The following is a 25,037-nucleotide window of genomic DNA, read 5'->3' as shown; positions in this document are numbered from 1 at the left end:
AGGACCCATGGCCAAGAGGAAGAACACCACAGACGCGCTCCGCGATGGGGTGCGGGAGAAGCTCGCGCAGCTCGGCTACCAGCAGATCAAGGACGACTTCGCGCTCTTCGATCCGCTCGGCGACGGATCCATGTCGGCGACCGCCGAGCTCGTCGCGCTCGACGAGGACGAACCCGTCATCCTCTTCGCCAGCGGCGAGCCCGGCGATGCCTCGCGGCCTGCCGTGCAGGACGACGCGAAGTTCAAGGCCGGCCTCGGCGCCGCCGCCGGTAAGCCGTTTCGCTTCGTCTGGGTATGGGACGACGAGAACGACTTCATCTTCGACGTCGAGAAGGACGCGCAGGTCTCGGCGCTGCCGGCCCGGGACGAGTGGAAGACCGTCGCCCGGCCGATCTCCGAGTCCCGCACCCGGCTCGTGCAGGAGGTCTCGGCCGAGTACCACCGTGGCGACTTCCGGGCAATCCAGCGCAAGTTCGATCAGCTGCACGAGGTCATCTACTCGCGCGGCGGCGTCAAGCCCACCAATGCCGCTATCGACGAGCTCGGCAAGCTGCTCTTCCTCAAGGTCCACCTCGAGAAGGCGCCCGGTTACGTGCTCACGAGCGGCGCCGCGAAGGGCAAGCGGTTCGCTGACATCTACTCGGCCGACCACGTGCGGGAGCACAAGAAGGATGCCGTCATCCAGCTCAAGGACGCTTTCCGCGAGATCAACAACCTGCCGCAGTACAAGGCGACCGACATCACCGGCGAAGTGCACACGATCTTCTCGTATGATGAGCCGCTGCGTCTCGAGAATCCTGACGTCCTCGCGCTCGCCATCGAGGCCCTCGAGCTGCGCGACCGCGAGGGCAAGCCCATCCGGCTCTCGGTGCCGGACCGCGAGCTCCTCGGCAGCGGCGAGAAGGCCCGCGAGATGCGGGCGCACCTGATCCACGAGGACCTGCTCGGCTGGGCCTTCGACGTGTTCCTTCGCGGCAAGTACGCGAGCGACGAAGGGCTCGCGACCTACCTGACGCCCAGTCAGGTCGTGGAATGCATGGCGCGCATGGTCTTCCACGACGTCCCCGACGCAGACCTCTGGGCCCGACGAGGCGACGATGGGCAGCGTGAGCGATGGAACCCCCAAACCGACGAGGAAGCCGCGCTCCCCGCCTTCCTCGTCGGCGATATCTGTTGCGGTACCGGGCGTTTTCCCATCGGCGCGCTGCGCGAGGTGAAGCGGCGCGTGCTCGACGACCGGCACGTCGGTCATTCCGACGACGACAAGCTGCGCTGGCTCTCGCAGATGAAGCGGCATAGCTTCTTCGGCGCTGACCAGGCCGCGGGATCGATCCAGAAGGCTCGCATCAACATGCTGCTGTACGGCGAGGACCACAGCCAGCTGCTGAAGGTCGACGACTCTCTGGTCGACCCGCATCTCGATCGGCTCACCGGGAAGTTCGACGTCATCCTGACCAACCCGCCGTTCGGCTCTGGCAAATACGATGATCCCCGCGGGATGGCGCGCATGCGTGACGAGGAGCGCGGCCTCGAGCTCGGCTGGTCGTGGACTCCCGGGAACCGGGCGAAGCGAAAGGAGCTCAAAAAGACCGACCCAGCCTCGCTGTTCATCGACCGCAACCTGCAGCTCCTGAAGCCCGGCGGGCGGCTCCTGATTGTCTTGCCTGACGGCATCCTCTCCAATTCGGGGGACGCCTACGTCCGCGAGTACTTCATGGGGACGAAGGACGAGGAGACGGGTGAGTTTCTCGGCGGAAAGGCGATTGTGCGCGCCGTCGTGAGCCTGCCCACCGAGACCTTCTCCATCGCGGGCACGGGCGCCAAGACCAGCTTCCTCTACCTGCAGAAGAAGCGGCATCCGGCCGAGAAGCAGGGGCCGGTCTTCATGGCTGTCGCTGAGCACGTCGGGTACCTGAAAAAGGGCAAGGCCGAGGTTCCTGACCCGCTTGGCAACGATCTGGTCGAGATTGCATCGGGTTATCTCAAGCGAGGTTCCGCGTGAGCGACATCGCCTCTTGGGTCACTGCAAAGGACCTGCGACACCGTCTCGACGCGGACTTCTACCGACCCGAGTACCTGGAATTCGAGCACCGCGCTGAGGCGCGTGGGCTGAAGGTGCGGCAGGTGGTCGAGATTTCCTCGCTTGTTACGGACGGGACGCACAAGACGCCGAGCTACGTCGATTCGGGCGTCCCGTTTCTTAGCGCCAAGAACATTCGGAACGGGTTCGTCGACGCGGGTTGCGGTCACAAGTACGTCAGCGCCGCGGAATTCGATCAGCTTGAACGATGGAACTGTGTGCCTCGACCCGACGACGTGCTCGTGGCGAAGAGCGGATCCATCGGTTCTGCTGGCCTGGCGAAGGGAGCGTACGATCGGTTCGCCGTATTCGAGAGCGCCGCAATCATTCGCCCGAGCGGGGTCAGCCCGGCGTACCTCTCGGCTTACCTCAATTCGCGCTTGGGGCAGCTCCAGATCCGACGCAACAGCAAGGGTGCTGTCATCCGCCATCTCCACCTCGAGGACCTCAGAGAAGTCGAGGTGCCGCTCCCCGACCGTCGCATCCAGGACTACATCGGCGCGAAGGTCGAGTTGGCGGAGCGCTGTCGCGCTGTCGCCTCTCGGGAGCGTGAGCAACTTGTCACGGAACTAGCGACGCTCTATGAGGGCTGTCCTCATGACGCGCTGTCGTCGCTCACTACGATGGTCGCGACCGCGGAGATCGACGGCTCGCGGCTGGATGCTTGGTACCACCAGCGCCACTTCATCTCGCTCACGGAATGGCTGCACCGGAATCCTGCTTTCGTTGAACTCGGCAAGGTCGCGAGTCTATCCTCGTACCGGTGGTCACCGGGAGCCCATGGCCAGAGCACGTTCCGCTACATCGAGATCTCCAACGTTGACTCCTCGACGGGCCACGTGTCCCACTCCGAAGTACCGGTCGAGAACGCACCGAGCCGCGCGCGCAAGCTCGTTCGAGGCTTCGACGTGCTCGCCTCGACCGTGAGGCCGAACCGGGGTGCGGTAGGACTCGTGCCGGACTCGCTCGATGGCGCGGTCGCTACGACCGGCTTCGCAGTTGTGCGGCCCGTCAGCAAGACGGACGCATTCTTCTTGTTGGCGGTGCTCCGGCACCCGGCCTCCACGGCTCAACTGATGCGGTGCAACACCGGTTCGGCGTATCCGGCCATCGAGGAATCTGTGTTGCCGCAGATCTGGATCCCCGGGGCGACGCCGGGGACCCGCAAGAGCCTGGGAGCGCGGGAACTCAGGCGCACGATCTTGTTGCAGACCGCGGCCGATCTGGTCAACCAGGCCAAGGCCGACGTCGAAGCGCTAATCGAGGGCACCCTCGACGTGCAGGCGATCCTCGCCGGAACGCTCAAGGCGCCGACGGCGAATGACGTCCCGGAGCTGGCGGAGGACGGCGCATGAAGGTTCTCGGCATCGCTCCTAGCTCGACCGATTTCAAGTGGGCTCTCCTCGATGGCAGCCGCGCTCAACCCCGCGTTCTGCCGCTCCCGTCTACGTCGCAGAAGCTGCCCGCCGACGCGTGTGAGGGGCACGCGCTGGTGAGCCTTCGAAGGCTGCTCTCGACCTTTCTGGCGGAGCAGGGAGTAGAGCGAATCTGCGTCCTGCAGGCCGGCTCCTCGCAGTTTCGAGGGCCGTCGGCCTCGCGCGTCAAGGCAGAGGGGATCGTCCAGCTGGTGGGCGCTGAGCTCGAGCTGACCGTCGACCTTGTCGCGCCGCAATCTCTCCGCGCGCAGGAGAAGCGCTTCGCGTCTATCGCGTCTGCTTCTCCGGAGAACGTTTTGAACGGCGGCGCGGACTTCAAGCCGAAGACCTGGCGAGACGCGGTGCTCGTCGCGTGGTGGGGGCTCGGCGAATGAGCACGACCCTTCAGGACGTCCAGCAGCTCATCGCTGCGACCGGGAAGTACAGGCTCGAGGCGGAGAACACCGAGGGCGCGAACGCGTACGCCTTTCGTGCGCATCACGTACCCCTCGACCTGCCGGTGTTCCTGAAGGTCCTCTACCCCGATCCGAGCGGTGACCTCTTCGCGGAGCCGCGCCTGCTCGTGGAGGCGACCAGGACCGAGGGCAACGAGAGCAATCTCGTGCGGGTCCACGACGCGCAGCGCCTCGGCGACGACTTCGTCCTCGTCGCCATGGAGTATGTCGGCGGCGGCAGCATCCTCTCGCGCCTGAGCGGTGGCCCGCTCCCGATGATGGAGGCCGTCCGCGCGGCGATTGGACTCCTCCACGGGCTCGCGCAACTTCACCAGGCACTCCTCGTTCACCGGGACATCAAGCCCGCGAACGTGCTGATCTCGCAGCGTCACGGGCGCATCTGGCCGAAGATCACCGACTTCGGCTCGGTCGCACGACTCGCTCATGCGAGTGCGAGTGTGACCGCCTCGCGCCACAGCGCGCTCTACGTGCCGGCCGAGGGATGGGCGACGCCGAACCGCTCCGACGTGCGGTCGGACCTCTACCAGGTGGGCCTAGTGCTCTTCGAGATGGTGCATGGCGCTCTGCCGTACAACGACGACGCCTACCTGGACCGCGAGGCGAGGAAGGAGCTTCGCGAGTTGGCAGAGGCATCGGGCGGCTGCGTCGACGATTTCTACAGGCAGAAGGTGGTCGACCGTGCGCTGGCCCGGGCCGGGTCCGGCAAAGGCGTGATCTCCTTCGGGCGGATGCAGCCATACGTGCCCAAAAGCCTGGTGCGCATCATCAACAAGGCGGTCGCGCCCGACCCTGCCGCCCGATACCAGACGCCGTCGGAGATGATCGGCGATCTCGAGGTGCTCCGGCTGCCTGACTGGAGGCTGGCTCCCTGCGGTGAGCAGTACGCCGCCAACGGATGGTCGGGCTGGGACTGGAGCATCGGGAAGGATCCGAAGAAGCCGGAGCAGTGGACCGTCCTGCGCTCCCGTAAGGCGGCGACGAACTTCCGCCGGTGGGCCGCGGCCGACAGCGCGCGAGCGGCCTGTCAACTCGTCATGGAGGCTGCGGCATGAGTCTCCCCGCCTGCCCGAGCGACGCGGTCCCGCTCTTCGAGTATCTTGCCCACTGGGGCGAGGTGTCGGCCTACGAGGCCGAGCACCTCGGCGCTGGGCCGTGGGTCTCGGTGTTCGAGAACGCAGGCGCCCTCAAGGCGGTTGACGACGAGCACGATCGTCCAGTGGCCTGGCACCTGACGCCACCCTTCGTGCACCTCCTCGAGTGCGACGCGCAACAGGTCGGGCGTCGTCTGTGCTTCGCGGTCCCCGAGTACCGCGCCTACCTGCTCAGCATCCTCGTCGAGGGGCTGGTCGATGCCGGCCGCGGGGGCATGACCGTGGAGCTCGAGGAGTGGACGAAAGGCGAGCTCGCGCCGCTGCTGGCCGAGCTCAACGTCGTCCTCGCGCAGCTGGAGGGCGGCAAGCGTCTGGTCGATCTCGCGTCGGCGGAGCTCGAGTCCCGCATGGCCGACCTCCCCGAGCGCTCGCGGCCGTTCGCCGCCTGGGACAGCTACGCACTCGGACACTCCGCACGTCCCAAGGGGCTCTTCGAGTTCGCGCTGCGGCGCTTCGGTCCCGCCTGCGTGGCGCTGCCCGTCGCTGTCGAGAGCGCTGCGGTGCTGCGCCCGCTGCCGCTCAATCGAGAGGACGGGTTCGGCCTTGGCAGCGCCTTTATTCCGCAGCCGTGGAACATGCAGCGCTTCGGCGTGCTGAGTGGCGCCCCGATCGTCGATGCGCGTGGCCAGCGCACGTTCGACGAGGACGCGCTCAACGAAGTGCTCCTCGAACATCTCCGTGATGCCGTAGTGGAGCACCCGTTCTACGCCGCGGTGATCCACCTGGGCATCTGCGCCTGGCGCTCGCCGGCGTCGACGATGCCGACCGTGGAACTCTACGTGCCCGCGTCTGGTGGCCTGCACGACGTCTCGGTGCTCGTGGGCTCCCGCGGGGTCGGCCGCGTGGCCGAGCTGCTCGGCGACCTCGTTCGCGCGCAGGGCTACGCACCCTTCGGCCTCGTCGACGGCCGAGTCTCCGACGAGCTCATGGGCAACCTGCTCCGGAACCTCCTCCAGCTTCGAATCCTGCGCCGCCAGGACGAGCTCCTGGTGCTCGGCGACGACTACCAGTCGTCACTGATGGCGGCGCGCCTGCGCACCGTGTTCCGGCCCGGCAAGGAGCTGCAGAAGCGCATCGTCGAGGAGCTCGCGCTGCGGGCGGCGGAGGGAGGTGCCGCATGAGGCCTCGCAAGGTCGACATGGCATTCGACTGGATGCGCAGCCGGCCGCGGCGGCCCTTCCACTACCGGGACGAGGTATGGGCGGCGCTGGCGGAGCTCCATTCGGACGAGTTCGCCGTGAGTGACGATCGCAAGACGCCGTGGGTTTCGCTGCATCGAGACATGACGGAGGACGCCCGTTTCCTTCGAGGTGACAAGGGGATGTTCAAGCTCGTCGAAGGAGCCATCGCTGAGGTCACCTCGGCCGAGGTCGCTGCCGTGCCCGACGTGAAGGAACCAAGGGTCTGGATCTTCCAGGCCAACCCCATGCTCTACCGGATCCTCGAGGCGCTCCAGCACCTCGACCGGATGCAGTTCCTGACCAACCGATACAAGGACCGCATCCACATCGGCGACATCGTCCTGCTCTGGATGTCGGGCAATTACGCGGGCATCTACGCCCAGGCTCGTGTCGTGGAGGGCGTCGCGGATCGGAAGTCCGATGGCGACGATGCAGCATTCTGGAGCAGCGGAGCCACGACCAAGCCCCGCGTCGTGCTCGCGATCGAGAGGCGGTTCCTCGGCAACCCACTCCTCAAGACCACCATCGCGGCCAGGAAAGGGCTGGCCAACCTGATGATCCTCCGGCAGCCGAACGGCACCAACTTCCCTGTCGACGCTGACGCGTGGGAGCTGTTGCGACCGCTCCTGTCTGTTGAGGAGACCCACGAGCCGGCGCGTGAGGTCCTCACGTGGGCGATGAAGCGGTCCAGGGCCGGCAAGATCTACGACGAGAGCTGCAACGAGCTGTTCGAGCGCTTCGTCGCCGAGACGTTCGCCGATGGAGACGAGCACTCCCGGGACGAGATCACAAGCTGGTTCGCAGCGAACTACCCGCTCTTCAAACCGATCACCGTTCAGTGCCACATCGAGAAGTACACGACTAACTTCCGCAGTCGCGTCCACTACAACGTGACGCCAGAGCACGACCTCCTCTTCCGCGTCTATGACGACTGGGCTCGCCTTCGCCTCTACCGACCGGGCGACGATCCCCCGCCGATCCACGACAAGCCTGACGCACCGAAGCGCTCGAAGGCCAAGACGTCGACGAAGGCGACGCAGGTCTCACCCCTCGACCGCAATCGCTGGCTGCTCGCGCATCTCGCCCCCCTCGGCGAGCTCACGCCAGGTGATCTGGAAGACCTCGGGCTGCATGAGGCGCACCTGATCGACTGGCTCGACTCGCTGCTGGCGCGTCGTCCCGAGGCACACGTGGTCACCCCGTTCTTCCTTCACCTCATCGACGGAGACGCGGGCCCGTCCGCGTTCACCACCCGGCTCGCGGCGCACTTCATGGGCGAGCACCTTCGGCGACACGCCCCGGAGCCGATTCCGGAGCTCGAGGAGTACGTCTGGGCACGGTTCGGACGTTGGCACCTGACGCAGCCCCACGGCGGCGATCAGAAGACGCACGCCTACCTGAGCGTGCCCACCCGCGAGCCGCGCGACGTGGCGGCCTCGGAGCGACTCGACCTGTTCGCTCAGCTTCCGCCGAAGGTGATCGGGGACCTGATTCGAGAGCCCGAGTTCCTTTCGGAGCAGCAGTCCTGGAGCGCCGACGCGGCGTCGAGGTCGTCGGAGGGGCCGCTCAGCACGCAGCTCCGTCGAAGCTGGAAGCGCCCGTTGCTCCTCGGCACCGTGGAACTGCTCGTGGCCGACGACGGCCAGGTGCTGATCGGCGAGATGGAGCGCACCGACGTGATGGCCCGGAGATACGTCGCCGCCGGCCTACCGCTCTGTCGCCACGGTGAGTGGGAGCCTGCCGCCACGCTCGGTCGCGAGGCCGCCGCAGAGCGACTCTTCCAGCACCCCGTCGCGGCGGCGCTCCTTCAGCTCGAAGTTCACCGCCAGTTCGCCGGCCTGGTGGGCGATGTGGCGGCGCTGATCCACGTCGATGGGGGTGTGGCGCATCTCGAGCTCGACGGCGCCGGGCGGGGCCCTCTGTGGCGCCACGTCCGCTCGATGCTCGAGCAGGTCGGCTACTGGTCGGCGGGGGCCAGCACCCAGGATTCGCTCTGGGAGAGCGCCGTCCACGTGATGCTGAAGAACCTCGAGCTGCTCGATGTGTTCGAGTGCGACGGCGACGTGCTGCGTCTGACCGACGACTACCAATCCAAGATCAAGGCTCATCCGGGACACCTGCAGAACCGGGGCGAAAAGCCCTACCGCGTTCGCCTGTCGCAGTTCCTGGCGACTTTCCACGGAGGACAGGCATGAACACGCCGTTGGTGCGCATCGCGCTCCCCAAGCTGTTTCTATGGAGCGAGGCGGCTCGCATCCAGGAGTACCCGGAGGCGGCGGCCCGTGCCGAGCCAGGCCGCGTCTATTCACGGGCCGATCTCGAGCGCGTGGTCTTCGACATCGCTCCCACGATGCAGTTCAGGGGCGGGGCGCCGCGCGGCAAGGGGACCGACGGCGTCATCAACACGTACGGGATGGAGCGCAGCGGCGCCCGCTACCGCATCAATGGGATCAGCCTCTTCGAGCGGGTCGACAAGGGCCTCCTGGCCACCGCGGAAGGCGTCGCGCTGGGGAAGGCGTTTCGCGAGGCGGACGCTGACGTCGACTGGGCTCGCGCCCTGGCGAAGCAGCTGCTTCGACGTGAGCCTCGCACGCGCTTGGTGATCGGGCTTTGCCTTGCGGGCTGGCAGCTGGCAGTCGAGGCGCCGGGCGGTATCCCCACGGGCGCGTTGTCGCTCACGTCGCCCGAGGGCGATGTCCTCGAGATCGCACAGCGCAACTGCGACGGCTTCAACACGCTGCTGCGCGACAACGCCGAGCTCGCCCTCGGGCCGCGTTGGCGCGCTGACCTTTCGGCTCTGGGCGAAACCGCGGCGGTCGTGTGGGAGGGCGTCCAGGGTGGAACACCCTCGACGAACGACCTCCCGACCGCGCTCAAGAAGGCCCTGGCCGTGTTCTTCCACATCCGAGCCTTCGACGGTGGTCCCTCGACCTGGGGCCTGGACGCCGGTGGACTCGCTGGTGCGCTGGCGGTGGAGAACCTCGTCGAGCTCGGATTCGAGGACGCAGCGCCTGCGCGGCTGACCGACGACGAGGCGTTCGCCCGGGCGCTTCGCGATTGCGCGGACGCCGAGGGCTTTCTCATCGTGAGTCAGCTCGGCGAGCGCTTCGGCGAGCTCCTTCAGGTGCCGGACGAGGATCGAGCCGTCGTCCTCGACAGCTACATCCGGACGGCGATGTACCACGAGCAGCTGCGATTGCTCGACCGCCACTCAGGACAACCCCGCATGGGACGAGGGCTGTTCGGCGAGCCCGGCGCACGTCGCGTCCGCATCGACTTCACGCCCCTTTACAAGACCATGAACGTCGAGACTGCGGAGCAGACCCCCACGGGTTCCTCCAGGGAGATGCAGGGAGAAGACCGATGACCATCATCAAACCGTGGGCCGCCAAGGGCGTCGCACTCTATCCGCCTTCTTTCTCCATGGTGGGCCAGAACCAGGTGTTCAACGCACTCCACCAATTCCGCCGATCCTTCTGGGACGGTGCCGCGAACGACATCGCCGGCTTCTTCATCGCGTTCGGCGACTGGGGTCTGGGCAAGACACGGCTTGGCTACGAGCTCATCGCGGAAGCGACGGGCCGCGTCGACCGGTGGCTACTCAACAAGAACGAGTACGTCATCCCGCCCTTCCATCAGCCAGACAAGAAGCCGCGTGTGCTCGAGCCGGCGCTGCAGGATGGCATCCTGCCGCTCTACATCCGCTACAGCACCGTGTGCGACGACGCGCTTGACGCTGCGACGTGGGTGGCTCGCCTGGCGGTCGAAGCCCTGCGGCACACGTTGCGCGCCGACCCTGCCGCTGGCGGGCCGCGGGACCTCTACGAGGATCTCAAGGCGGCGATGCAGGCCAAGGGCGTGAACCTGAAGGCGCTCTCGCTCGTCGACGACGACACGCGATCGTTCGAAGACCGGCTTCGCGATGCGAAGAAGGTCTTGGGTGATGCTGGCCTGAACCACCTCTGGATCATCGTCGACGAGGTCGAGACGCCCGGTGACCTGAAACGGGGCCTTCGCGAGGACACGCAGACCAAGGTCGACGACGAGTACCTCCTGATGGTCTCGGAGGTCATCAAGCACGAGAACTGGCGACACCAGCATCCGGACGTGAACTTTCTGCTGCTGTGCAGCGTGGGCATGCGCGACCAGATCCATATCGGTCCGAACCTGCGCCGAGCGAGCTCGGTCACGATCGAGCCGAACCAACTGACCGACGTGCAGAGCTACGTCGACCACATCAAGGGCGGCCTGGTCGACCCGCACGCCGTCGAGTACCCGGTGGGGACGCTCGAGGGCGCGTTCCTTGCGGCCAACCGGAACTTCGGCTGGCTGAACGTGATCATGTCGTCCATCCACGAGACGTACGCCCGGCACATGGAGCGCGGCTACCGCTCGAGCGCGTGGGAGCTCCTGAAGGACTTCGCCAAGACCGATGCTCGGGCCAAGCATATCTTCAACGACGACGCCGTCCTCCCCCTGCTCGGCAAGGTAACCGGGGTCCCCAAGCAGGAGCTGGAGCGGCTCGTGTACGGCCAGCTGCCGGCTCCGGTCGGCGGGGCGGCGAAGGCGGCGTTGACCGAGGAGATGGCCGATGCGCTGCTCGCTCACGAGGTCGCGGGCCGCGGACACGCCTTCGCGGAGCTCTTTCAGGTTCACATCGACGAGCGCGCGCTCGCGAACGAGCTGACCCGCCCCGAGTTCGGCTTCAAGGCAAAGGAAGGGAAGACGGACACGTACTTCACCCCGACCTGCGAGGTGTCCGTCGTCGGGCTGCTCGAGGCATTGCGAGCGTTCTCCGTTGCGGTCGGGGGAGCCCCGGGCGCCGCTGGTGACTTCGTCGTCTACGCCGACCTGGAGCAATGGGGCGAGCAGCTGGCGGCGCTCTACCCGCGAGAGGGCATCGAGTTCGCGGCCGAGTCGCTCCACCGCATCTTCTCGAAGCCGGAGTACCGGGTCGACGGGACCCGGTTCATCGGGATGTCGTTCCGGCTCTGGCGCGAGTTCAACAAGCTCCTGGTCTCGGCGGCTGAGAGCGTTCGCTTCTTCAGGGACGGCAAGTACGAGGCTTCGCTCGACGAGTACGTCCGCGGCATCAGTCAGACGAAGGCGAAGCGCGGGACGGCGATCTGCCTTGGCCTCGCGAAGCTCCTCGACGACCACCTCAAGGATGAGGCCACCAAGCACATCTCGGGGCTCAAGGACGTTCCGCACAAGGCGCTCACCTCCGCGTTCGGCTCGCCGTCGCTCGACGGGCTTCGGGTCACGCCGGATGGTCGGTGCACGGTCGTGTACTGCCTGGACGCGCAGCAGACCCTCGACAAGCTACGCGCCTACATCGGCCTCGAGCGGGTCCACCCGACCCTCGTCCTGTTCCCGGCAGGCGCGGACGTGGCCTCGTTCGAGCAGCAGCTCGATGCGTCGCCGGCCCTTCGCCGCTGCGTACTGACGCGGCGCCTCGTGTCGCAGGAGGAGGAGTTCCTTCTCAAGTACTCGGGCCGGGGCTCCGCCTACAACGCCCACGAGGCACGCCTGAGCAAAGTCGCGAAGGGGCTCGAGGGTTCCTACCGCGACGAGTGGCAAGCGAAGAGCCGGGAGTGGGCGAACGGCCTCCGCAAGACCGGCTACCTCCTCGCTCCCATCTGGAGCCGCAAGACCGGCAGTAACACAGCCGATTTCGCGAAGGGCTACCGCTACATGTTGGCGAACGACTGCTCGCTCGATGCAGCCGTCGACACGGCCGGCGGACCCCTGAATAACGTGGAGTTCGAAAACTGCAGGCAGGCGGCGAAGAAGAACATCGATCCACCTGTGGCGTGGAAGTACGGCGACCTCCTCGGCGTGCTGACGACCGACGGCAGCCTGCTTCCGAAGGTGCCCCGGTGCTTCTTCGCGCTCCTCCAAGAGCTCAAGACGCAGTCGGCGGTGAGCAAGCTCGCCAACAGCTTCTTTTTCGCGGTGCCCGACAGCGAGATGAAGGCACCGCAGCAGCTCGAGCAGATCCTCGAAGTGCTCATCGGCATCGGGCTCGTCCGTAAGAAGAACGACCTCTACAAGGCCGTCGACCGGACGATGCTCGAGAGCCGCCGCCAGTCGGCGTCGACCTGGCTCGAGGGGGAGTGCAAGGACTCGGTCAAGACGCTCACCGACCTGTTCCCGACGCAGGCCAGCATTCTGCTGAACAACAACTACCCCACGGCCAAGCAGCAGCTGGTGACGGCGGAAAGGAAGATCCAGCAGGTGAGCTCGGACCACCTGACCGCTGACATCGACAGCCTGACCGAGAGATCGCTCAAGACGGTCGTCGCTCAGGTCCTCGACATCGAGGAGCGCATCCTCGGTGTGTGCCCGCTTGAGATAGGCGAGACGACGCTCCACTTCGACTGCTCGCCGGCGCGAATCCCGTCCTACGAGACCCGGTATTCGACGCTCTCGCTGTGGGAGCGCGTCACCTTCCTGGCGTGGCTGAAGAAGACGTTCCTGGCGACTCGGGACGAGATGATCGAGGAGATCGACCATCTGCTAGGCGAGGCGGCCACGCTCGATGAGGCCGAGGGCCACCCGTTCCCCATCGCCCCGGTCACGCTGCCGCTCAAGGCCATCAAGTCCGAGCTCGAGAACGCAGTGAAAGGGCCCGCCGCGGCAGGCACGCAGACGCGGATGGCGACGATCCCGGTCGCGTCGTACACGCTGATGATCGACCAGTACCTGGTCAACTCGCAGTACGAACACTCGTGGAAGCGCATGGACGCGCTGAAGGACCTGATCAGCAAGGAGCAGCCCGGTAGCTTCTTCGCGCAGTTCAAGAAGCTCCATGAGCAGTGGGCGAAGGCGGTCAAGGACTACAAGGCCGCCGCCTCCGCGTGGCAGTCGCTGGGCGACTTCACGGCCGACGCTCCGCAACCGGTGCAGGCCTCGCTCAACCCGCTCAAGCTCGAGGTCCAGAAGTTCCGCGGCCTCGTGGAGGGAGGCCTGAAGCAGCAGGTGCAATCGCTGATCGATCAAGTGGCAGAGACCGAGCTCTTGAAGAGCCTGGAGACCGAGGTCGTCGCGACCGCGCAAGCGGTCCAGGGGCTCCCGCAGCAGGTCACAGAGAAGCTCGACGAGCTCAAGACGGAACTTCGGCAGGTGATCCGGCAGAAGGAACTGCGCGCGCTCAACCGGGTCCTGAAGTCGAACCGGAAGCCGGCTAAGGCGGAGCCGACGCCGGCTGCGACCTTCGGGACCACGAAGGCGCGCTACGAGGCGTTCAACAGCGAGGTCTCCCAGGAGGGCGCAGGCTTCTTTGAGGGCGCTGGCAAGGACGTCCACTTCGGTCTGTGGGTCGATATCTCCGGCGACCTGGAGGCCGGCTCCTACGACGAAGACCAGCACCCGGACCACGCCGACGCGATTCGCGAGCTCAAGGAGATGAAGCTCATCCGCTCGAAGCTGGAGCTCCGATGAAAGCGCGCATCGTCGAAGCACAGGCTGACCTGTTCGAGATCGGCGTCCTCTCGCAGACGGCAGGGGTCGAGAGCGTTCCCATGGAACGGCTCCTGGCTGATCCGTCGGGGCCTCCCCTCGTCGTCGTCGGTGGGTTGCTGGATGCCGAGCGCCTCGTCGACATGCGCAAGCTATCGTCCGCGCTCGCGCGGTCGCGGGTCGCCGTCATCGTCGTGCCGCCGTTCACGGATCTGGACCTCGGCCGCTACTTCGAGACGCCGGTCCAGCTGGGAGCCCGACGCCGCGCCGCGGATTCGGCTGCTCGCATCACCGACGGTGCGCTCGAGGAGGTCCTCGGCGGAGAGGTGAAGGTCCGGTCGGACCACTTCTTCGACACAGTGCTCGGCGCAGGCGTGCTCGCCGTGGATGCCCAGAACAAGCCCGTGCTCCTCCGGTACCAGGCGACCAACACCGCGGGTCCGGTGTTCTTCTCCGCGCTCCAGCTGCTTACCTACACGGCGCTGACCGACGAGGCGCATCGCCAGAGCCTGCTTGGGCACCTCTTGTCGTGGACTCCGTCGATCACGGCGGAGGCCAGGGAGATCGCACGGCAGCCGTCGAGCCCGCCGAAGGCCGAGGCAGTCGGCGAAGGGGTACTCGTCCCCGTTGTGCTGCTCCTTGCGGCCGGCGGCCCACAGACAGCAGAGCTCCTGCGATCTCGAGCCGGAGCGCTCCTTGGGGTGGCCCTGAGCGCCAATGACGTCGGTCGAGCCCTCGACGAGCTCACGCGTCAGGGGCTCGCGGCCTCCGGCGCGTCGGCACCGAGCGATCGCGGGGCTCTCGTCCGGTTTCTTGAGCAGCGCGGGATGCACGCGTACCTGCGTGAGCTCGGGGCCCTGCTTGCCTCAGAGGAGACGACGACATGAAGAGCATCGAGCTGGCTCGCGCACTCGCCGCGGCAATGAGCCTGCGGCTTCCCGGCACCGCCGGGAAGATCGCCAACAAGATGCGGTACATCGACTCGAAGGCTCCGCTCTTCGTGCGTGGCGGCATCATCCGCAGCGTCGAGTCGCGCCGGTTCGATCGCGTCTACGCCGTCGGAGTTTCCTCCAAGAGCCGGAGCATGCCCGCCCTGGGCGGCATTCTCTATGGAGCTGCAGCGCTCCGTCACGACATCGTCGTGTCTGGCAACCAGGTGACGGAGGGCTTCCAGGACAGCCGCGTCGACATCAATGACATGAACTTCCTGGACGCGTCCGAGCGACTTGCATGGAAGGAGTACATCCTCGTCTACCAGCTCCTGACGGACCTGCTGGATTCGGATAGGAAACCGGATGTCATCTTCGTCGACATCCCGCTCCTTGTCCCGCGTGCCGAGCAGAGTCTCAGCCTCGCCGAGCCCGACGTCGAGGAGGAGTGGCGCGAGCTGATCGAGGTGATGGAGGCATTCTGGCAGCGGTTCCTGCCTTCGATCTATCCGAACGACCCGAACGGTCCGTTCCTCGTCTCGCTTCAGTCGCGCCGCGACCTCAACGCCGCCGTCTTGAATGCGCTCCGTGAGAAGGGACCGGCGGGTTCCCCCGAGGTGATCGGCAGCGAAGCGCTGGACCTCGTGCAAAGCGAGTGGGTGCAGCTGCGGCGAGTCGGTGTTCTCCGCTTCCTGCGTGGTGCCCTGCGCGCAGGGCACCGGACGGCCGCCTACTACTACGAAGCGCTGGGGCGCCAGATGAAGCGCTTCGAGCCTCGGACGGTCGCGAACCACGGGCTCATCGGCTTCCACATCCAGGTCGGCCTCAGAACGCCGATCTGGAAGATCGAGACCGTCGGTGCTCCGGGGCAGTGGGACTCCGAGGCCCTCGACAGGCTGGCTAGCATCACCGCCTTCCTGACGCTGAACGACAACCCGCGGATGAAGCCGCTGCCGCTCTGGTACGCCGAACAGCTCGTGATGATGCCACGCGAGGTCCTGTCCAACTACCTTCGTTCGACCCTGGGCATGCTCAAGGACCGTGCCGTTGATCGAGCCTGGCTCGAGGGCGTCGACACCATGGATGAGGAGTGAGCATGTTCCGAGACGACGACAATTACATTGGCAAGCTGGTCGGCAACACCGGGGAACCCGACAAGCTGACGATCGCGCTGCGTACGAGCTTCTCGGCGCGGCGTGGGGAGTTCGTGCGGGTCGCGCACCAGGAGCGCGAGTCGGAATCGCAGCTCGACGTGCTGGGCCGCATCGTGGGGCTCTCGCGGTCGAACATCCTGTTCAGCCCAGCACTCGGCGAAGGGATCAGTGAAGTCGAGCTGCTGCCGCAGTCGCGGCTCTCGGGCGAGACTGTGTACGCGACGCTCGAGCTGGTCGGCTACAAGGATCCGTTCACCGGCGAGATCCGGATACCCCGACGGCCTCTGACGCCGGGGACGAAGGTCTACGGAGTCGACTACGCGTTCCTCACGAGCTTCTACGAGTTTTCCGAGGACACCAGCATCCATCTGGGCAACCTCGTCGGCTACGAGAAGGGCGAGAACATTGTCCCGGTCTTCCTCGACGCGAACACCTTGGTGACCGAGCACCTCGCCGTGCTTGCGATGACCGGCTCGGGGAAGAGCTACACCGTCGGGCGCGTCATCGAGCGGCTGGTCTCGCAGCTCAACGCGTCGGTCGTGGTCTTCGACCCGCACGGCGAGTACGGCAAGGCCTTCCGAACCGGCAAGCTCAACTTCAACGACCGGCTCGACAAGGTCGAGGATCCTCGGGACCGGCAGAAGCTCGCGGAGACCCAAGATGCCCTCCAGCAGCTGCAGGACCGCGGGGGCGGCATCAAGGTCTACACGCCGCAGCTGCGGAGCTTCGACGAGAAGTACGCGGGGAAGAACATGCGCCTCGCTCTTCAGCTCGACCACTTCGACGTGGACGAGTTCTCTGGTGTGCTCCCTGGACTGACGGAGCCGCAGCAGCGCGTGCTCGACGTCGCGCTCCGCTACTGGAAGGAGAACATCGACGAGCCTCGCGACATCCAGGAGCTCTTCGCGGTCCTCGATGATCTCGACCGCCTGAAGGAGTGGGTGACGGAGTCCGGCAGCCAGGGTGAGGCCAACGCACTCCGCGGGGGGAGCGCCAACATCGCCGCCATCCGCCTTCGGCGCATGATCAACGAGGCCCAGAGCTTCTACTCGCGCGCGGCCGGTGATCCGTTCGACGTCTACGAGATGGTCGGCGACGACAATGCCGAGGCCGGACGGCTCTGCATCATCGACCTCCAAGGGCTCTCGAACACGGCGCGGCAGGTCATCGTCGCGCTCATCTCGAGTGAGCTGATGAAGGCGGCGGCCGACAAGCAGCGCCCGACCCGACCGGTGTTCATTGTCTACGAGGAGGGGCATAACTTCGCGCCCGCCGGCGAGGCTGCAATCTCGAAGAACATCATCAAGCGCATCGCGGCCGAGGGCCGGAAGTTCGGCGTGGGCTTCGCCATCGTCAGCCAGCGCCCGAGCAAGCTCGACTCCGACGTGACGAGTCAGTGCAACACCATCGTTGCGATGCGCATCAAGAACCCGGACGACCAGCGGTTCATTCAGAAGACCTCCGACTACTTCTCTGCAGCGGACCTGGCGGAGCTCCCGACGCTGTCGACCGGTGAGGCGCTGATCTGCGGACGGGCGATCATCGCGCCGCTCGTCGTGAAGGTCGGCACCAAGGCGCTCGTCCACGGCGGTGAGTCACCGCGCGTGTGCGAGCGCTGGGGGAGGTCGGGAGGATGATGGATGACCGCTCCACATCACCGGCGGACCTGGTGTTCGACGGGCTCACCAACCGCGAACTGCTGGTCGAGCACTTCCCGATGCTGCTGTCGGGGATCCCGGACATCGGGCTCACGGTGCACTCGCACTTCCTCACGGTCCTGGCCACCGCAGGGCAGTCGCAGGGCTACTCCGCCGTGGCGGAGTGCCCGATCTGGTGGGCCCGCGACAACGGCCTCGGGGACGTGCGCGCGGACTCCGTGTGGTTCGAGAAGCACTCGGGCGAAGCCTCGCTCGCGTTCGAATTCGAGAGGTTCGAGCGCGGTGACGAGGGGAAGCTGCGGGGCAAGGTCGAGAACCTCGCGATCGCGTCGACCGCGTCCCCGAACTTGAAGCTGTGTGTCCTGATCTACTGGGTGCGCAGCGGCTCGGCTCCACGCAGCATGGACGCCATCATTGCAACTTACCGCGAAGGGTTCAGGCGTCGTGGCAGTGACGTGGATCCGGCACGGACACCGTTGATGATCATCAAGTGTGTCATGCGCCCCGCTCCCGATTCTGGGCGTCTCGTGTTCGGCGAGTTCCTGCGCGACGAGCGCAATGAGCGGCTCGCCTTGGGGAGGGCGTAGTCGTGGCGCTGATCGTGTTCCGCGGCGAACCCAGCGAGGAGCTGGGCGATCGGTTTCGCTTGCTAGCCGAGCTCGGCAAAGGGAGCTTCGGCGAGGTGTGGCAGGCGCGGAGACTGAAGGATGGTGCCACGGTCGCGATCAAGATTCCGAAAGATCAGGAGAAGGGTGAGGAGGTGCTTCGCAAGGAGTCAGACATCATCAGGGAAATCCGTCACCCGAACATCGTTCGCGTCCACGGCTTCCACAACATCAGCGAGCTCTTCGTGATCGAGATGGAGTTCGTCGATGGCTACGACCTGGCGAAGGTCCTCGACAGCGTCAGTACGCGGGCGCCGCTCACCTTCGAACAGATACTGGAGTGGACGATGCAGATCCTTGACGGTCTTGCTGCCGTCCACGCCGCGAACATCTCGCACAACGACCTGAAGCCGCAGAACATCCTCGTCGACAAGGCGTCCGGGGCAGCGAAGATCACCGACTTCGGGTCGAGCCGCCGGCTCGAGGATGTGTGGGTTTGGACCAAGCGCCACGGCACGGAGGCGTACATGGCCCCGGAGGTGGCGCTCGAGGGGAAGCGCGCCCGGGACGTCAGCGACATCTACTCGATCGGCGTTCTCCTCTACGAGATGGCCACGGGACGGTTGCCCTACTCGAGCCCGCATCAGCTGCTGACCGGCGTGCAGATCGCCAAGCCTCGTGAGGTGAACCGCGATGTGCCTGCCGATCTCGAGGACGTAATCCTTCGCGCGATGGCGTGGCGGCCCGAGAATCGTTTTCAGAACTGCGGGTCGATGCGCGCCGCCGTGCAAGCATGCCTTGACCGGTTGCGCGCCGAGGCGGCGACGGCGGCCGTGCCGGCTCGCTCGGAGCCCAGCCAGCTCGGCTTCCAGCCGCCCTCGTCGAGTCCGCTCTACTACCTCGAACTGGCCAAGCAGCGGCTCGCCGAGGGCGATGCTCAAGGTGCCCTGGAGGCGGCGGAGGCCGCTGTCGATCGGAGCGACGGTCATCCTCAGTACCTGCGGATGCTTGGCGGCATCTGTATGCGACTGGGGTACGACCGCAAAGCAGCCGAAGCGTACGAGCAGCTGCTCGTTGCCTTCAATCGTGGCTACCCGGTCGAGGGACAGCAGCGACGCGACGTGCTCGAGCGACTCGGTCAGCTGTACACCAGCCTCCAGCGGTACGGCGACGCGGTGGCGATCTACGAGCGCCTTGTGGACGCCGTCAACCGGCCGTACTCGCGATTCCGGCTCGCCGTCGCGGCGGGACTTGATGGCGATTACGGGCGCGCGATCCAGCTGCTCGAGACCGTTCGAGCGGAGCGGCAGGATGCCGTCGTCGTCTACTCCAAGCTCGGGTGGGCGCACGCCCTCAACGGGAACGATCGCCTCGCTCTCAGCTTCTACAACCAGGCCCTGGCACTTGACGCCTTCGACCTGTTCAGTCTCTTCGAGCTCGGGAAGTACTACTTCATGGTCGGTGATCGGCGACGCGCCCGCGAGTATTTTGAGCGAGTCATGGACGCGGACAAACAGGGCTTCTACGGCGACCGCGTCCGCGAGCTCACGAGCCCGACAGCCTGAGCTCCGCCCACAGATCGCGCTGGTCCTGTGCCTGGCGGCTGATCGAACGGCAGAAAGGGGCTGGATGAGGTTCCCCTCGTAGCGTGAAGGCCGTAGTTGCAGGGGAAGTTGGGTCTGGCAGAGAAGGCCAGCGGTACGACGCGGAGTTCCGCGACGGGGCCGTGCGGATTGTCTCCGAGACCGGGAAGACGGTCCCCTAGGTCGCCAGGGACCTGGGGATCAATGCGACCACCCTGGGCAGCTGGGTCGCACGGGCCTGCCGTGCCGGCACTGCCGGGGCGGCCACTGGAAGCGAGGAACTGGCCCGACTGCGCCAGGAGACGCGCAGTCGCCCGTCGCTGATTTGAGTGAGAAGATTCACGACGTTCCCGCACAGTTGGCATACTCTAAGGATGATCTGCCCGGGGCCGACGATGAGGTATATGGGTCTGGTGCAGGTTCGGGTGACAGATTCGGTCACGCGGCCTGGAGGGCCTGTGGTCATGACGGTCTCGAATTCGATGGGGGTCAGCCGGCCGAGCGAGGCTTGTCGGCGGCGTCGGTGGTAGGTCTGCTCAATCCAGGTCACGATCGCGATTCGCAGTTCTTCGCGGGTGGCCCAGGTCCGGCGGTCGAGGACGTTCTTCTACAGCTGGCTGAAGAAGGACCTTCCCTATCGAGTCGGCCATTCGGTGGCGGTCGAGAGCCCGGACGAACTTCCGCGAGCAACTGAGATCCGCGATCGCTGTGCAGAATTCAGCCGTCGACGTTTCCACGCCTGGCCGCGGCGTTGTCCAGAGCGGTCACCGCCAGGCGGGACGTCACCCGCCCGTCGATGGAGTAACCCACGATCCTGTTGCTGAAAACGTCCTTGATTGCGCAGAGGCAGAGCTTGCCTTCGCCGGTGGCCTGCTCGGTGATGTCGGCGAGCCAAAGGCGGTTCGCGCAGGCTGCGGTGAAGTCACGGCGGACCAGGTCGTCGTGCACGGGCAGGGTGGCCTTCTTTCCCTTGCCGCACTTCTTGCCGAACACGCTCCACCATCGGTTGTCCCGGCAGATCCGCCAGGCAGTCCGGTCCGTCATCGCGTCGAACAGCAGCTCGCGCGATACGCCTCCTCCAGCACGGCATCGCTCACCGGCTGGTCCAGCCAGCGGTAGTAGGGCTGTCTGGCGAGCTTCAGCACCCGACACGCAACCGTGACGGGCACCCCGTCCCCGGCCAGCTCCTTCACGAGCGGGTAGATCCTTTTCCCGGCAGATGCGACTGCGACAGATAGGCCGCGGCCCGCCGCAAATTCTCGTTCTCCTGCTCCAGCAGCTTGATCCGCCGACGCGCTTCCCGAAGCTCGGGACTATTCTGACCGGTGACCCTGACTCGGTTCCGCCTTCGATGTCCGCGCCACGCATCCACTTCCACAACGTCATCGGATGGACTCCGAAGTCGGTGGCTACCTGCTCGACCGTCACACCTGGCCCGCGGATCCTCGCGACCCGCACGACGTCCTGGCGGAATTCCTCCGGATAAGGCTTGGGTACAGCGACATCCTTCCCACCCGCCCCACAGGGCGCGCCAGTTCAGATGTCACCTGATTGTGCGGCGGCCCCCGGCAGGACTCGAACTTGCGGCCAAGCGCTTAGAAGGCACCTGCTCTGTTCATTCATCCAGGGTGCCAGTATGTCCCGGTTTAGTGAATGTTGTGCAGCGAATGCTGCTTCCAGGGGTAGTTCGCCGACGGCAGACGTATTGAGCGGCAACGGACTGGATTAGTTCGGCTGCTTCAAGTGAACCTAGGTGTAGGCGAGTTAGCCGCGGGTGTGTGTCGTCGGTATGGAGCGACGCGGCAAATCCCGAAGGGGTTTATGGGCGGGCCCCTGCCTTTGTAGCACGAGATCCCCGGTTACCGAAACCGGGGATCGTGTGGACGATTGTTGTTGTCGAGCGATCCTCGTGCGACAGATCCCCTTGTCCCGTCTCATTAGATCTTGCCGTGACAGGGCCGCTGACCTGGGGGGTGACAGGTTGGGTTGCGACTCAGAGCGCGGAGGCCGCGGGCGTCGGGAGGGGCTGAGCACGGCGGCGTGTGCGCGTCTCATCGATCATGGCGGGACCGGTGGTTCCTGAGCTGGGCATTGTCAGGATGGTGAGACGCCCTGCTCCAGGATTCGCAGTGAAGGTGGCAGTTTCCGGACCAATTCCGACGCGAGCTGGGTCTGATCAACGCCGAAACGGCGTGCTGCCTCCGCGGGCAGCTGGGGATGGTCTCGCCAGTGCGGGGAGGCGAACAGGCCGGTGAGCACGATGACTTCGGGGTAGGTAGCCACCTCGATCCGGTGCTCCGAGGGACGGTGGGGATCACCGAACGGGTCCTCGCCCAGCACTGCGAGTCGGCGGTTCCACCTCTGCCGAAGAGGCTCTCCGCTTCTCTCGCCGGTGAACCACCTGGTCAGGCGGTCGCGGGCGTCGATGAAGGCCAGCGCGATGAAGGGATGGGTGCCGCGGCGGACGATCCGGTGATGCTGGAGGTTGGCCCGCAGAACCTCAGGCAGTCGCGTCAGATCGTGTTGCTCCTCCCCGAGGAGCCAGCGGCTGTGGCGGTGGCAGACACCTTCATGGTGCGGGGTGCTGCGGACTACGAGCCCGTGGACGTGCCGCCGGGCCATGCAGAGGCGGCAGGCCGGACGCCTCCGTGGCTCGATGGCGGACCGATGGTGTCGAAGCAGGTCACCGATCGAGCCGAGCGGCGGCATCGCGTGGACCAGGGATGACGGGTGCCGGCCGGTCAAGACGGCGAGCCGTCGCAGTGCGTCTGGGGTCCAGTAGCCGACCCGGTTGTCGCCTCGGCGGTGTTGGCGGGACGGGCCGACCAGGTGCGAGAGGTAGCCGATGGTGAGGTGGTTGGCATCGGCGAGGCGGTTCAGATAGGAGCCGATGGTCTCGTGATGGACGGGCGGCGGCGCGAGGGGCAGGGTCCGCGGCCGGGTGGTCATGCGACGTATTTCGTGCCGCGTCTGCGGCGCCGACGCGCGCGGGGGATGTTCTGTTGTTCGGCGCTCTCGTCCAGGTCGACCCGCTCCAGCGAGGCTTTGGTGATCCTCTCGCTGCCGTCAAGGAGGGCGTCCAGCGCGGCTTCCCGGACGAGGTGGGACAGGCTGCCGATCATTCCCCCGGTGCGGTCGTGCAGGTAGGAGCTCAGGTCCAGCAAGGTCCCCGGCCGGTGCGCTCGCAGCCGCAGGGACTCCTCCAAAGTCGCCACGAGGGAACGCCAGGAGCCGCGTTGTTCCTCGGTCTTGTGGCGGAACGCGCTGGTGGGAATGAGCGTGTAGCGGCTGGCGATCTGCCCGCCGCGGCGTCCGGAGAACAGTCCGGTGCCCTCGACGTCGACGCCGGCCAGGACGAACGTCGCGGGGATGCGCTCGGACAGGTACTTGATCTGGTCGGATGCCTCGGCGCCCACCCGCGTACCGATGTCGAGATTGTGCAGCTCGTCGATGAGCACGAGACGGCAGCCAAGGGTGCAGAGCAGGTCGCAGACCTTGTTGGTGACTTCGACCTGGCTGAACCGCGAGGGCAACGGCAGGCCGATGAACCGGGCGAACTCGATGGCCAGCATCTTCGGCGTCGCCGCGGGCGGGACGGTGACGTAGACGACCGGCATCGAGTCCGGCAAGATCTCGCCGCGACGCCGCCCCAACTGCTCGTAGTTCTTGCCCAATTGGGTGATGGCGGTCGTCTTCCCGGTCCCGGCGGGGCCCGAGACGATCAGTCCGCGACGGGCGGAGTGCTGGTGCCGGTTGAGCAGGATGCGCTTGCGGCCGGTCGCGGTGACGTGGCGGATCGTCGGCGTGGAGACGATGACGAGTTGCGCGTGGTAGTCCTCCAGGGCCTGGTCGTAGGCGGTTCGCTCCGCCTCGGGGAGCCGCTGCAGGGCCGCGGGCGCCAAGACGGCCGGCGGGGTGGTGGCCTCCGCGGTGAAGGCGGTCCAGCCCTCCTTGGTCGTCAGCGGATGGTCGACTTCTTCCGGATCGAGGAAGTGCGTCATCAGCGACTCCCGTCGGTGAAGGCATCGAACACCCCGAACGGGATGACCTGGGCGATGTCTCCTTCGCCGTCAGGTTTCTCGTCCGTCTCCGGATCGGGTTCGCGCCGTGCCTGCGGCAGCGCGGGGACGGCCGTTGCCGCCTTGGTGCGGGCGGCGATGCGCCGGTCGGGCCCGTTCCCGGCGCGGGTCAGCAGGTCGTCGATGACGACGGCGATGGCGTCCTCGTCGGTGTCGTCGGCGCCCTTGGCAGCCAGCACGGCTCGGGCATGGCGCCAGGTGAAGTCGGCGAACGGCGCGGAGACCGTGCCCAGCCGGGTCCAGGGAACGGTGATCCAGCCTCCGGCCCGGGTGTCGCGTACCCAGACATGGGAGAGGTCGTAGGGGTCGTAATGGACCTCCCAGAGGTTGCCCTTGGTGTCCACTCCGGACGGCTGGCGCCGATAGGAGCCCAACTCCCGGCAGTCGTAGGTGCGGTAGTCGAGCGTGATGCCGTAGTCGTTGATCTTGCGCCACTCGACGGGCAGCAACTCGATGTAGTCATCCCCGCCGAGACAGACCGGCAGGTAGCCGGTGCGGGAGACCAGCATGGCGTAGACCTCGTTCGGCGAGAGGGCCTTGCCCGGCAGGAACGGACTGCGCAGAGCGTCATGCGGGCGGGTCTGCCACCGGGCGACAACCCACTCGTGGAAGAGGTCGGCGAGTTCCGCGATCGTCCAGACCGCCTGGACGTCCCGGCCGCGCCGGGTGGTGTCGGAGCCGACATATCCGGCAACGTGCTGGCAGAACATCGAGTTGATCGACTCAAAAGTCCGTTCCACGACACCCTTGTCCGTCGGCGTGGCCGGCCGGCCGTGCGGGCTGGAAGGACATGCCCAGCGAACGGCAGGCCGCGACGAACGTGTCCGAGACGAACACCTTGCCCCGGTCCACGATGATGGTGTCTGGGACGATCACCGGACGTGCCGCAGCGTGCTCCAAGCGGGCATCAACACTCATCAACCGGGCGTGCGGGATCAGCGAGGCCGACATTCGCAGGGCGTCCGACCAGCCAGGCCGCATCGGCTCAGGCACCAGCATCCGCGCCAGCAGCAGCGCGGCGTCCACGGCCTTCGTTCCGGCCGGCCGCAGGATCGCCGCGCAGATGGTGCGAGAGGCGACATCCACCGCGATCGTGAGCTCAACTCGCCCGGTCACGCCGTCGTCCAGGACGGCCAGGACATCCAGTGGGGTGGTGTCGATCTGCACCACCTGAGGTTCCCCCGAGATGCGGAGGAGGTTGACAGAGGGTCAGATGGGACTCATGAGAGGAACATTGACCATGGCCGCGCCCAGGAAGTACTCGT

The 25,037-nt window shown here is 66.3% G+C and carries 17 protein-coding genes and 1 pseudogene; 13 read left to right on the top strand and 5 right to left on the bottom strand.

Annotation, left to right across the window (positions count from 1 at the left end; translation table 11 throughout):
* Nucleotides 1–7 precede the first annotated feature (7 nt).
* From ACIQU6_RS37040 to ACIQU6_RS36980, 13 genes are read left to right on the top strand one after another with little or no spacing between them, the layout of a single operon-like run.
* A complete protein-coding gene (locus tag ACIQU6_RS37040) occupies nucleotides 8–2,002 on the top strand; it encodes a class I SAM-dependent DNA methyltransferase (RefSeq protein ID WP_403486131.1) in 1,995 nt (664 codons plus the stop codon).
* Nucleotides 1,999–3,435 (top strand): hypothetical protein, encoded by a 1,437-nt coding sequence (locus ACIQU6_RS37035; RefSeq protein WP_403486130.1) that lies wholly within the window; start codon nucleotides 1,999–2,001, stop codon nucleotides 3,433–3,435. The genes ACIQU6_RS37040 and ACIQU6_RS37035 overlap by 4 nt, the downstream gene beginning before the upstream one ends.
* Nucleotides 3,432–3,890 carry a hypothetical protein gene (locus tag ACIQU6_RS37030; RefSeq protein WP_403486129.1) on the top strand — a complete coding sequence of 153 codons (459 nt, stop codon included), beginning with the start codon at nucleotides 3,432–3,434 and terminating at the stop codon, nucleotides 3,888–3,890. Before ACIQU6_RS37035 ends, ACIQU6_RS37030 begins: the two co-directional genes overlap by 4 nt.
* The gene (locus ACIQU6_RS37025; RefSeq protein ID WP_403486128.1) at nucleotides 3,887–5,023 is read left to right on the top strand and encodes a serine/threonine-protein kinase; all 1,137 of its coding nucleotides are present in this window, start codon (nucleotides 3,887–3,889) and stop codon (nucleotides 5,021–5,023) included. The genes ACIQU6_RS37030 and ACIQU6_RS37025 overlap by 4 nt, the downstream gene beginning before the upstream one ends.
* Nucleotides 5,020–6,243 carry a hypothetical protein gene (locus ACIQU6_RS37020; protein ID WP_403486127.1) on the top strand — a complete coding sequence of 408 codons (1,224 nt, stop codon included), beginning with the start codon at nucleotides 5,020–5,022 and terminating at the stop codon, nucleotides 6,241–6,243. Before ACIQU6_RS37025 ends, ACIQU6_RS37020 begins: the two co-directional genes overlap by 4 nt.
* Nucleotides 6,240–8,498, top strand: coding sequence for an EVE domain-containing protein (locus ACIQU6_RS37015; protein ID WP_403486126.1), 2,259 nt, complete (start codon nucleotides 6,240–6,242; stop codon nucleotides 8,496–8,498). The genes ACIQU6_RS37020 and ACIQU6_RS37015 overlap by 4 nt, the downstream gene beginning before the upstream one ends.
* Nucleotides 8,495–9,670 carry a hypothetical protein gene (locus ACIQU6_RS37010; RefSeq protein WP_403486125.1) on the top strand — a complete coding sequence of 392 codons (1,176 nt, stop codon included), beginning with the start codon at nucleotides 8,495–8,497 and terminating at the stop codon, nucleotides 9,668–9,670. The genes ACIQU6_RS37015 and ACIQU6_RS37010 overlap by 4 nt, the downstream gene beginning before the upstream one ends.
* Nucleotides 9,667–13,746, top strand: a complete 4,080-nt coding sequence (locus tag ACIQU6_RS37005) for a hypothetical protein (protein ID WP_403486124.1) — start codon at nucleotides 9,667–9,669, stop codon at nucleotides 13,744–13,746. Before ACIQU6_RS37010 ends, ACIQU6_RS37005 begins: the two co-directional genes overlap by 4 nt.
* Nucleotides 13,743–14,651: a hypothetical protein gene (locus ACIQU6_RS37000; RefSeq protein ID WP_403486123.1), complete on the top strand. Its 909-nt coding sequence runs from the start codon at nucleotides 13,743–13,745 to the stop codon at nucleotides 14,649–14,651. The genes ACIQU6_RS37005 and ACIQU6_RS37000 overlap by 4 nt, the downstream gene beginning before the upstream one ends.
* Nucleotides 14,648–15,787: a hypothetical protein gene (locus ACIQU6_RS36995; RefSeq protein WP_403486122.1), complete on the top strand. Its 1,140-nt coding sequence runs from the start codon at nucleotides 14,648–14,650 to the stop codon at nucleotides 15,785–15,787. Before ACIQU6_RS37000 ends, ACIQU6_RS36995 begins: the two co-directional genes overlap by 4 nt.
* Nucleotides 15,788–15,789: 2 nt before the next feature.
* Nucleotides 15,790–17,484 (top strand): ATP-binding protein, encoded by a 1,695-nt coding sequence (locus ACIQU6_RS36990; protein ID WP_403486121.1) that lies wholly within the window; start codon nucleotides 15,790–15,792, stop codon nucleotides 17,482–17,484.
* Nucleotides 17,481–18,092 (top strand): hypothetical protein, encoded by a 612-nt coding sequence (locus tag ACIQU6_RS36985; RefSeq protein ID WP_403486120.1) that lies wholly within the window; start codon nucleotides 17,481–17,483, stop codon nucleotides 18,090–18,092. Before ACIQU6_RS36990 ends, ACIQU6_RS36985 begins: the two co-directional genes overlap by 4 nt.
* A 2-nt stretch (nucleotides 18,093–18,094) precedes the next feature.
* Nucleotides 18,095–19,675 carry a protein kinase gene (locus ACIQU6_RS36980; protein ID WP_403486119.1) on the top strand — a complete coding sequence of 527 codons (1,581 nt, stop codon included), beginning with the start codon at nucleotides 18,095–18,097 and terminating at the stop codon, nucleotides 19,673–19,675.
* A gap of 478 nt (nucleotides 19,676–20,153) precedes the next feature.
* Here ACIQU6_RS36980 and ACIQU6_RS36975 read toward each other — a convergent pair.
* From ACIQU6_RS36975 to ACIQU6_RS36955, 5 genes and pseudogenes are all read right to left on the bottom strand, one after another.
* Nucleotides 20,154–21,151, bottom strand: a pseudogene (locus ACIQU6_RS36975) (DDE-type integrase/transposase/recombinase); the annotation flags it as partial.
* Nucleotides 21,152–21,787: 636 nt separating this feature from the next.
* Nucleotides 21,788–22,642: a TniQ family protein gene (locus ACIQU6_RS36970; protein ID WP_403486118.1), complete on the bottom strand. Its 855-nt coding sequence runs from the start codon at nucleotides 22,640–22,642 to the stop codon at nucleotides 21,788–21,790.
* Nucleotides 22,639–23,694 (bottom strand): AAA family ATPase, encoded by a 1,056-nt coding sequence (locus ACIQU6_RS36965; protein WP_403486117.1) that lies wholly within the window; start codon nucleotides 23,692–23,694, stop codon nucleotides 22,639–22,641. Before ACIQU6_RS36965 ends, ACIQU6_RS36970 begins: the two co-directional genes overlap by 4 nt.
* The gene (locus ACIQU6_RS36960; protein ID WP_403486116.1) at nucleotides 23,694–24,512 is read right to left on the bottom strand and encodes a Mu transposase C-terminal domain-containing protein; all 819 of its coding nucleotides are present in this window, start codon (nucleotides 24,510–24,512) and stop codon (nucleotides 23,694–23,696) included. Before ACIQU6_RS36960 ends, ACIQU6_RS36965 begins: the two co-directional genes overlap by 1 nt.
* The gene (locus ACIQU6_RS36955) at nucleotides 24,496–24,942 is read right to left on the bottom strand and encodes a hypothetical protein (protein WP_403486115.1); all 447 of its coding nucleotides are present in this window, start codon (nucleotides 24,940–24,942) and stop codon (nucleotides 24,496–24,498) included. Before ACIQU6_RS36955 ends, ACIQU6_RS36960 begins: the two co-directional genes overlap by 17 nt.
* Nucleotides 24,943–25,037 lie beyond the last annotated feature (95 nt).

The sequence above is a fragment of the Streptomyces sp. NPDC090442 genome (assembly GCF_044769405.1).
Lineage (GTDB): Bacteria > Actinomycetota > Actinomycetes > Streptomycetales > Streptomycetaceae > Streptomyces.
This window is presented reverse-complemented; position numbering and strand designations above follow the sequence as displayed.

Bases quoted from the DNA above. Each gene is read 5' to 3' on its own strand.
- ACIQU6_RS37040 (WP_403486131.1), top strand. From the start codon at position 8: ATGGCCAAGAGGAAGAACACCACAGACGCGCTCCGCGATGGGGTGCGG.
- ACIQU6_RS37030 (WP_403486129.1), top strand. From the start codon at position 3,432: ATGAAGGTTCTCGGCATCGCTCCTAGCTCGACCGATTTCAAGTGGGCT.
- ACIQU6_RS37025 (WP_403486128.1), top strand. From the start codon at position 3,887: ATGAGCACGACCCTTCAGGACGTCCAGCAGCTCATCGCTGCGACCGGG.
- ACIQU6_RS37020 (WP_403486127.1), top strand. From the start codon at position 5,020: ATGAGTCTCCCCGCCTGCCCGAGCGACGCGGTCCCGCTCTTCGAGTAT.
- ACIQU6_RS37015 (WP_403486126.1), top strand. From the start codon at position 6,240: ATGAGGCCTCGCAAGGTCGACATGGCATTCGACTGGATGCGCAGCCGG.
- ACIQU6_RS37010 (WP_403486125.1), top strand. From the start codon at position 8,495: ATGAACACGCCGTTGGTGCGCATCGCGCTCCCCAAGCTGTTTCTATGG.
- ACIQU6_RS37005 (WP_403486124.1), top strand. From the start codon at position 9,667: ATGACCATCATCAAACCGTGGGCCGCCAAGGGCGTCGCACTCTATCCG.
- ACIQU6_RS37000 (WP_403486123.1), top strand. From the start codon at position 13,743: ATGAAAGCGCGCATCGTCGAAGCACAGGCTGACCTGTTCGAGATCGGC.
- ACIQU6_RS36995 (WP_403486122.1), top strand. From the start codon at position 14,648: ATGAAGAGCATCGAGCTGGCTCGCGCACTCGCCGCGGCAATGAGCCTG.
- ACIQU6_RS36990 (WP_403486121.1), top strand. From the start codon at position 15,790: ATGTTCCGAGACGACGACAATTACATTGGCAAGCTGGTCGGCAACACC.
- ACIQU6_RS36985 (WP_403486120.1), top strand. From the start codon at position 17,481: ATGATGGATGACCGCTCCACATCACCGGCGGACCTGGTGTTCGACGGG.
- ACIQU6_RS36970 (WP_403486118.1), bottom strand. From the start codon at position 22,642: ATGACCACCCGGCCGCGGACCCTGCCCCTCGCGCCGCCGCCCGTCCAT.
- ACIQU6_RS36965 (WP_403486117.1), bottom strand. From the start codon at position 23,694: ATGACGCACTTCCTCGATCCGGAAGAAGTCGACCATCCGCTGACGACC.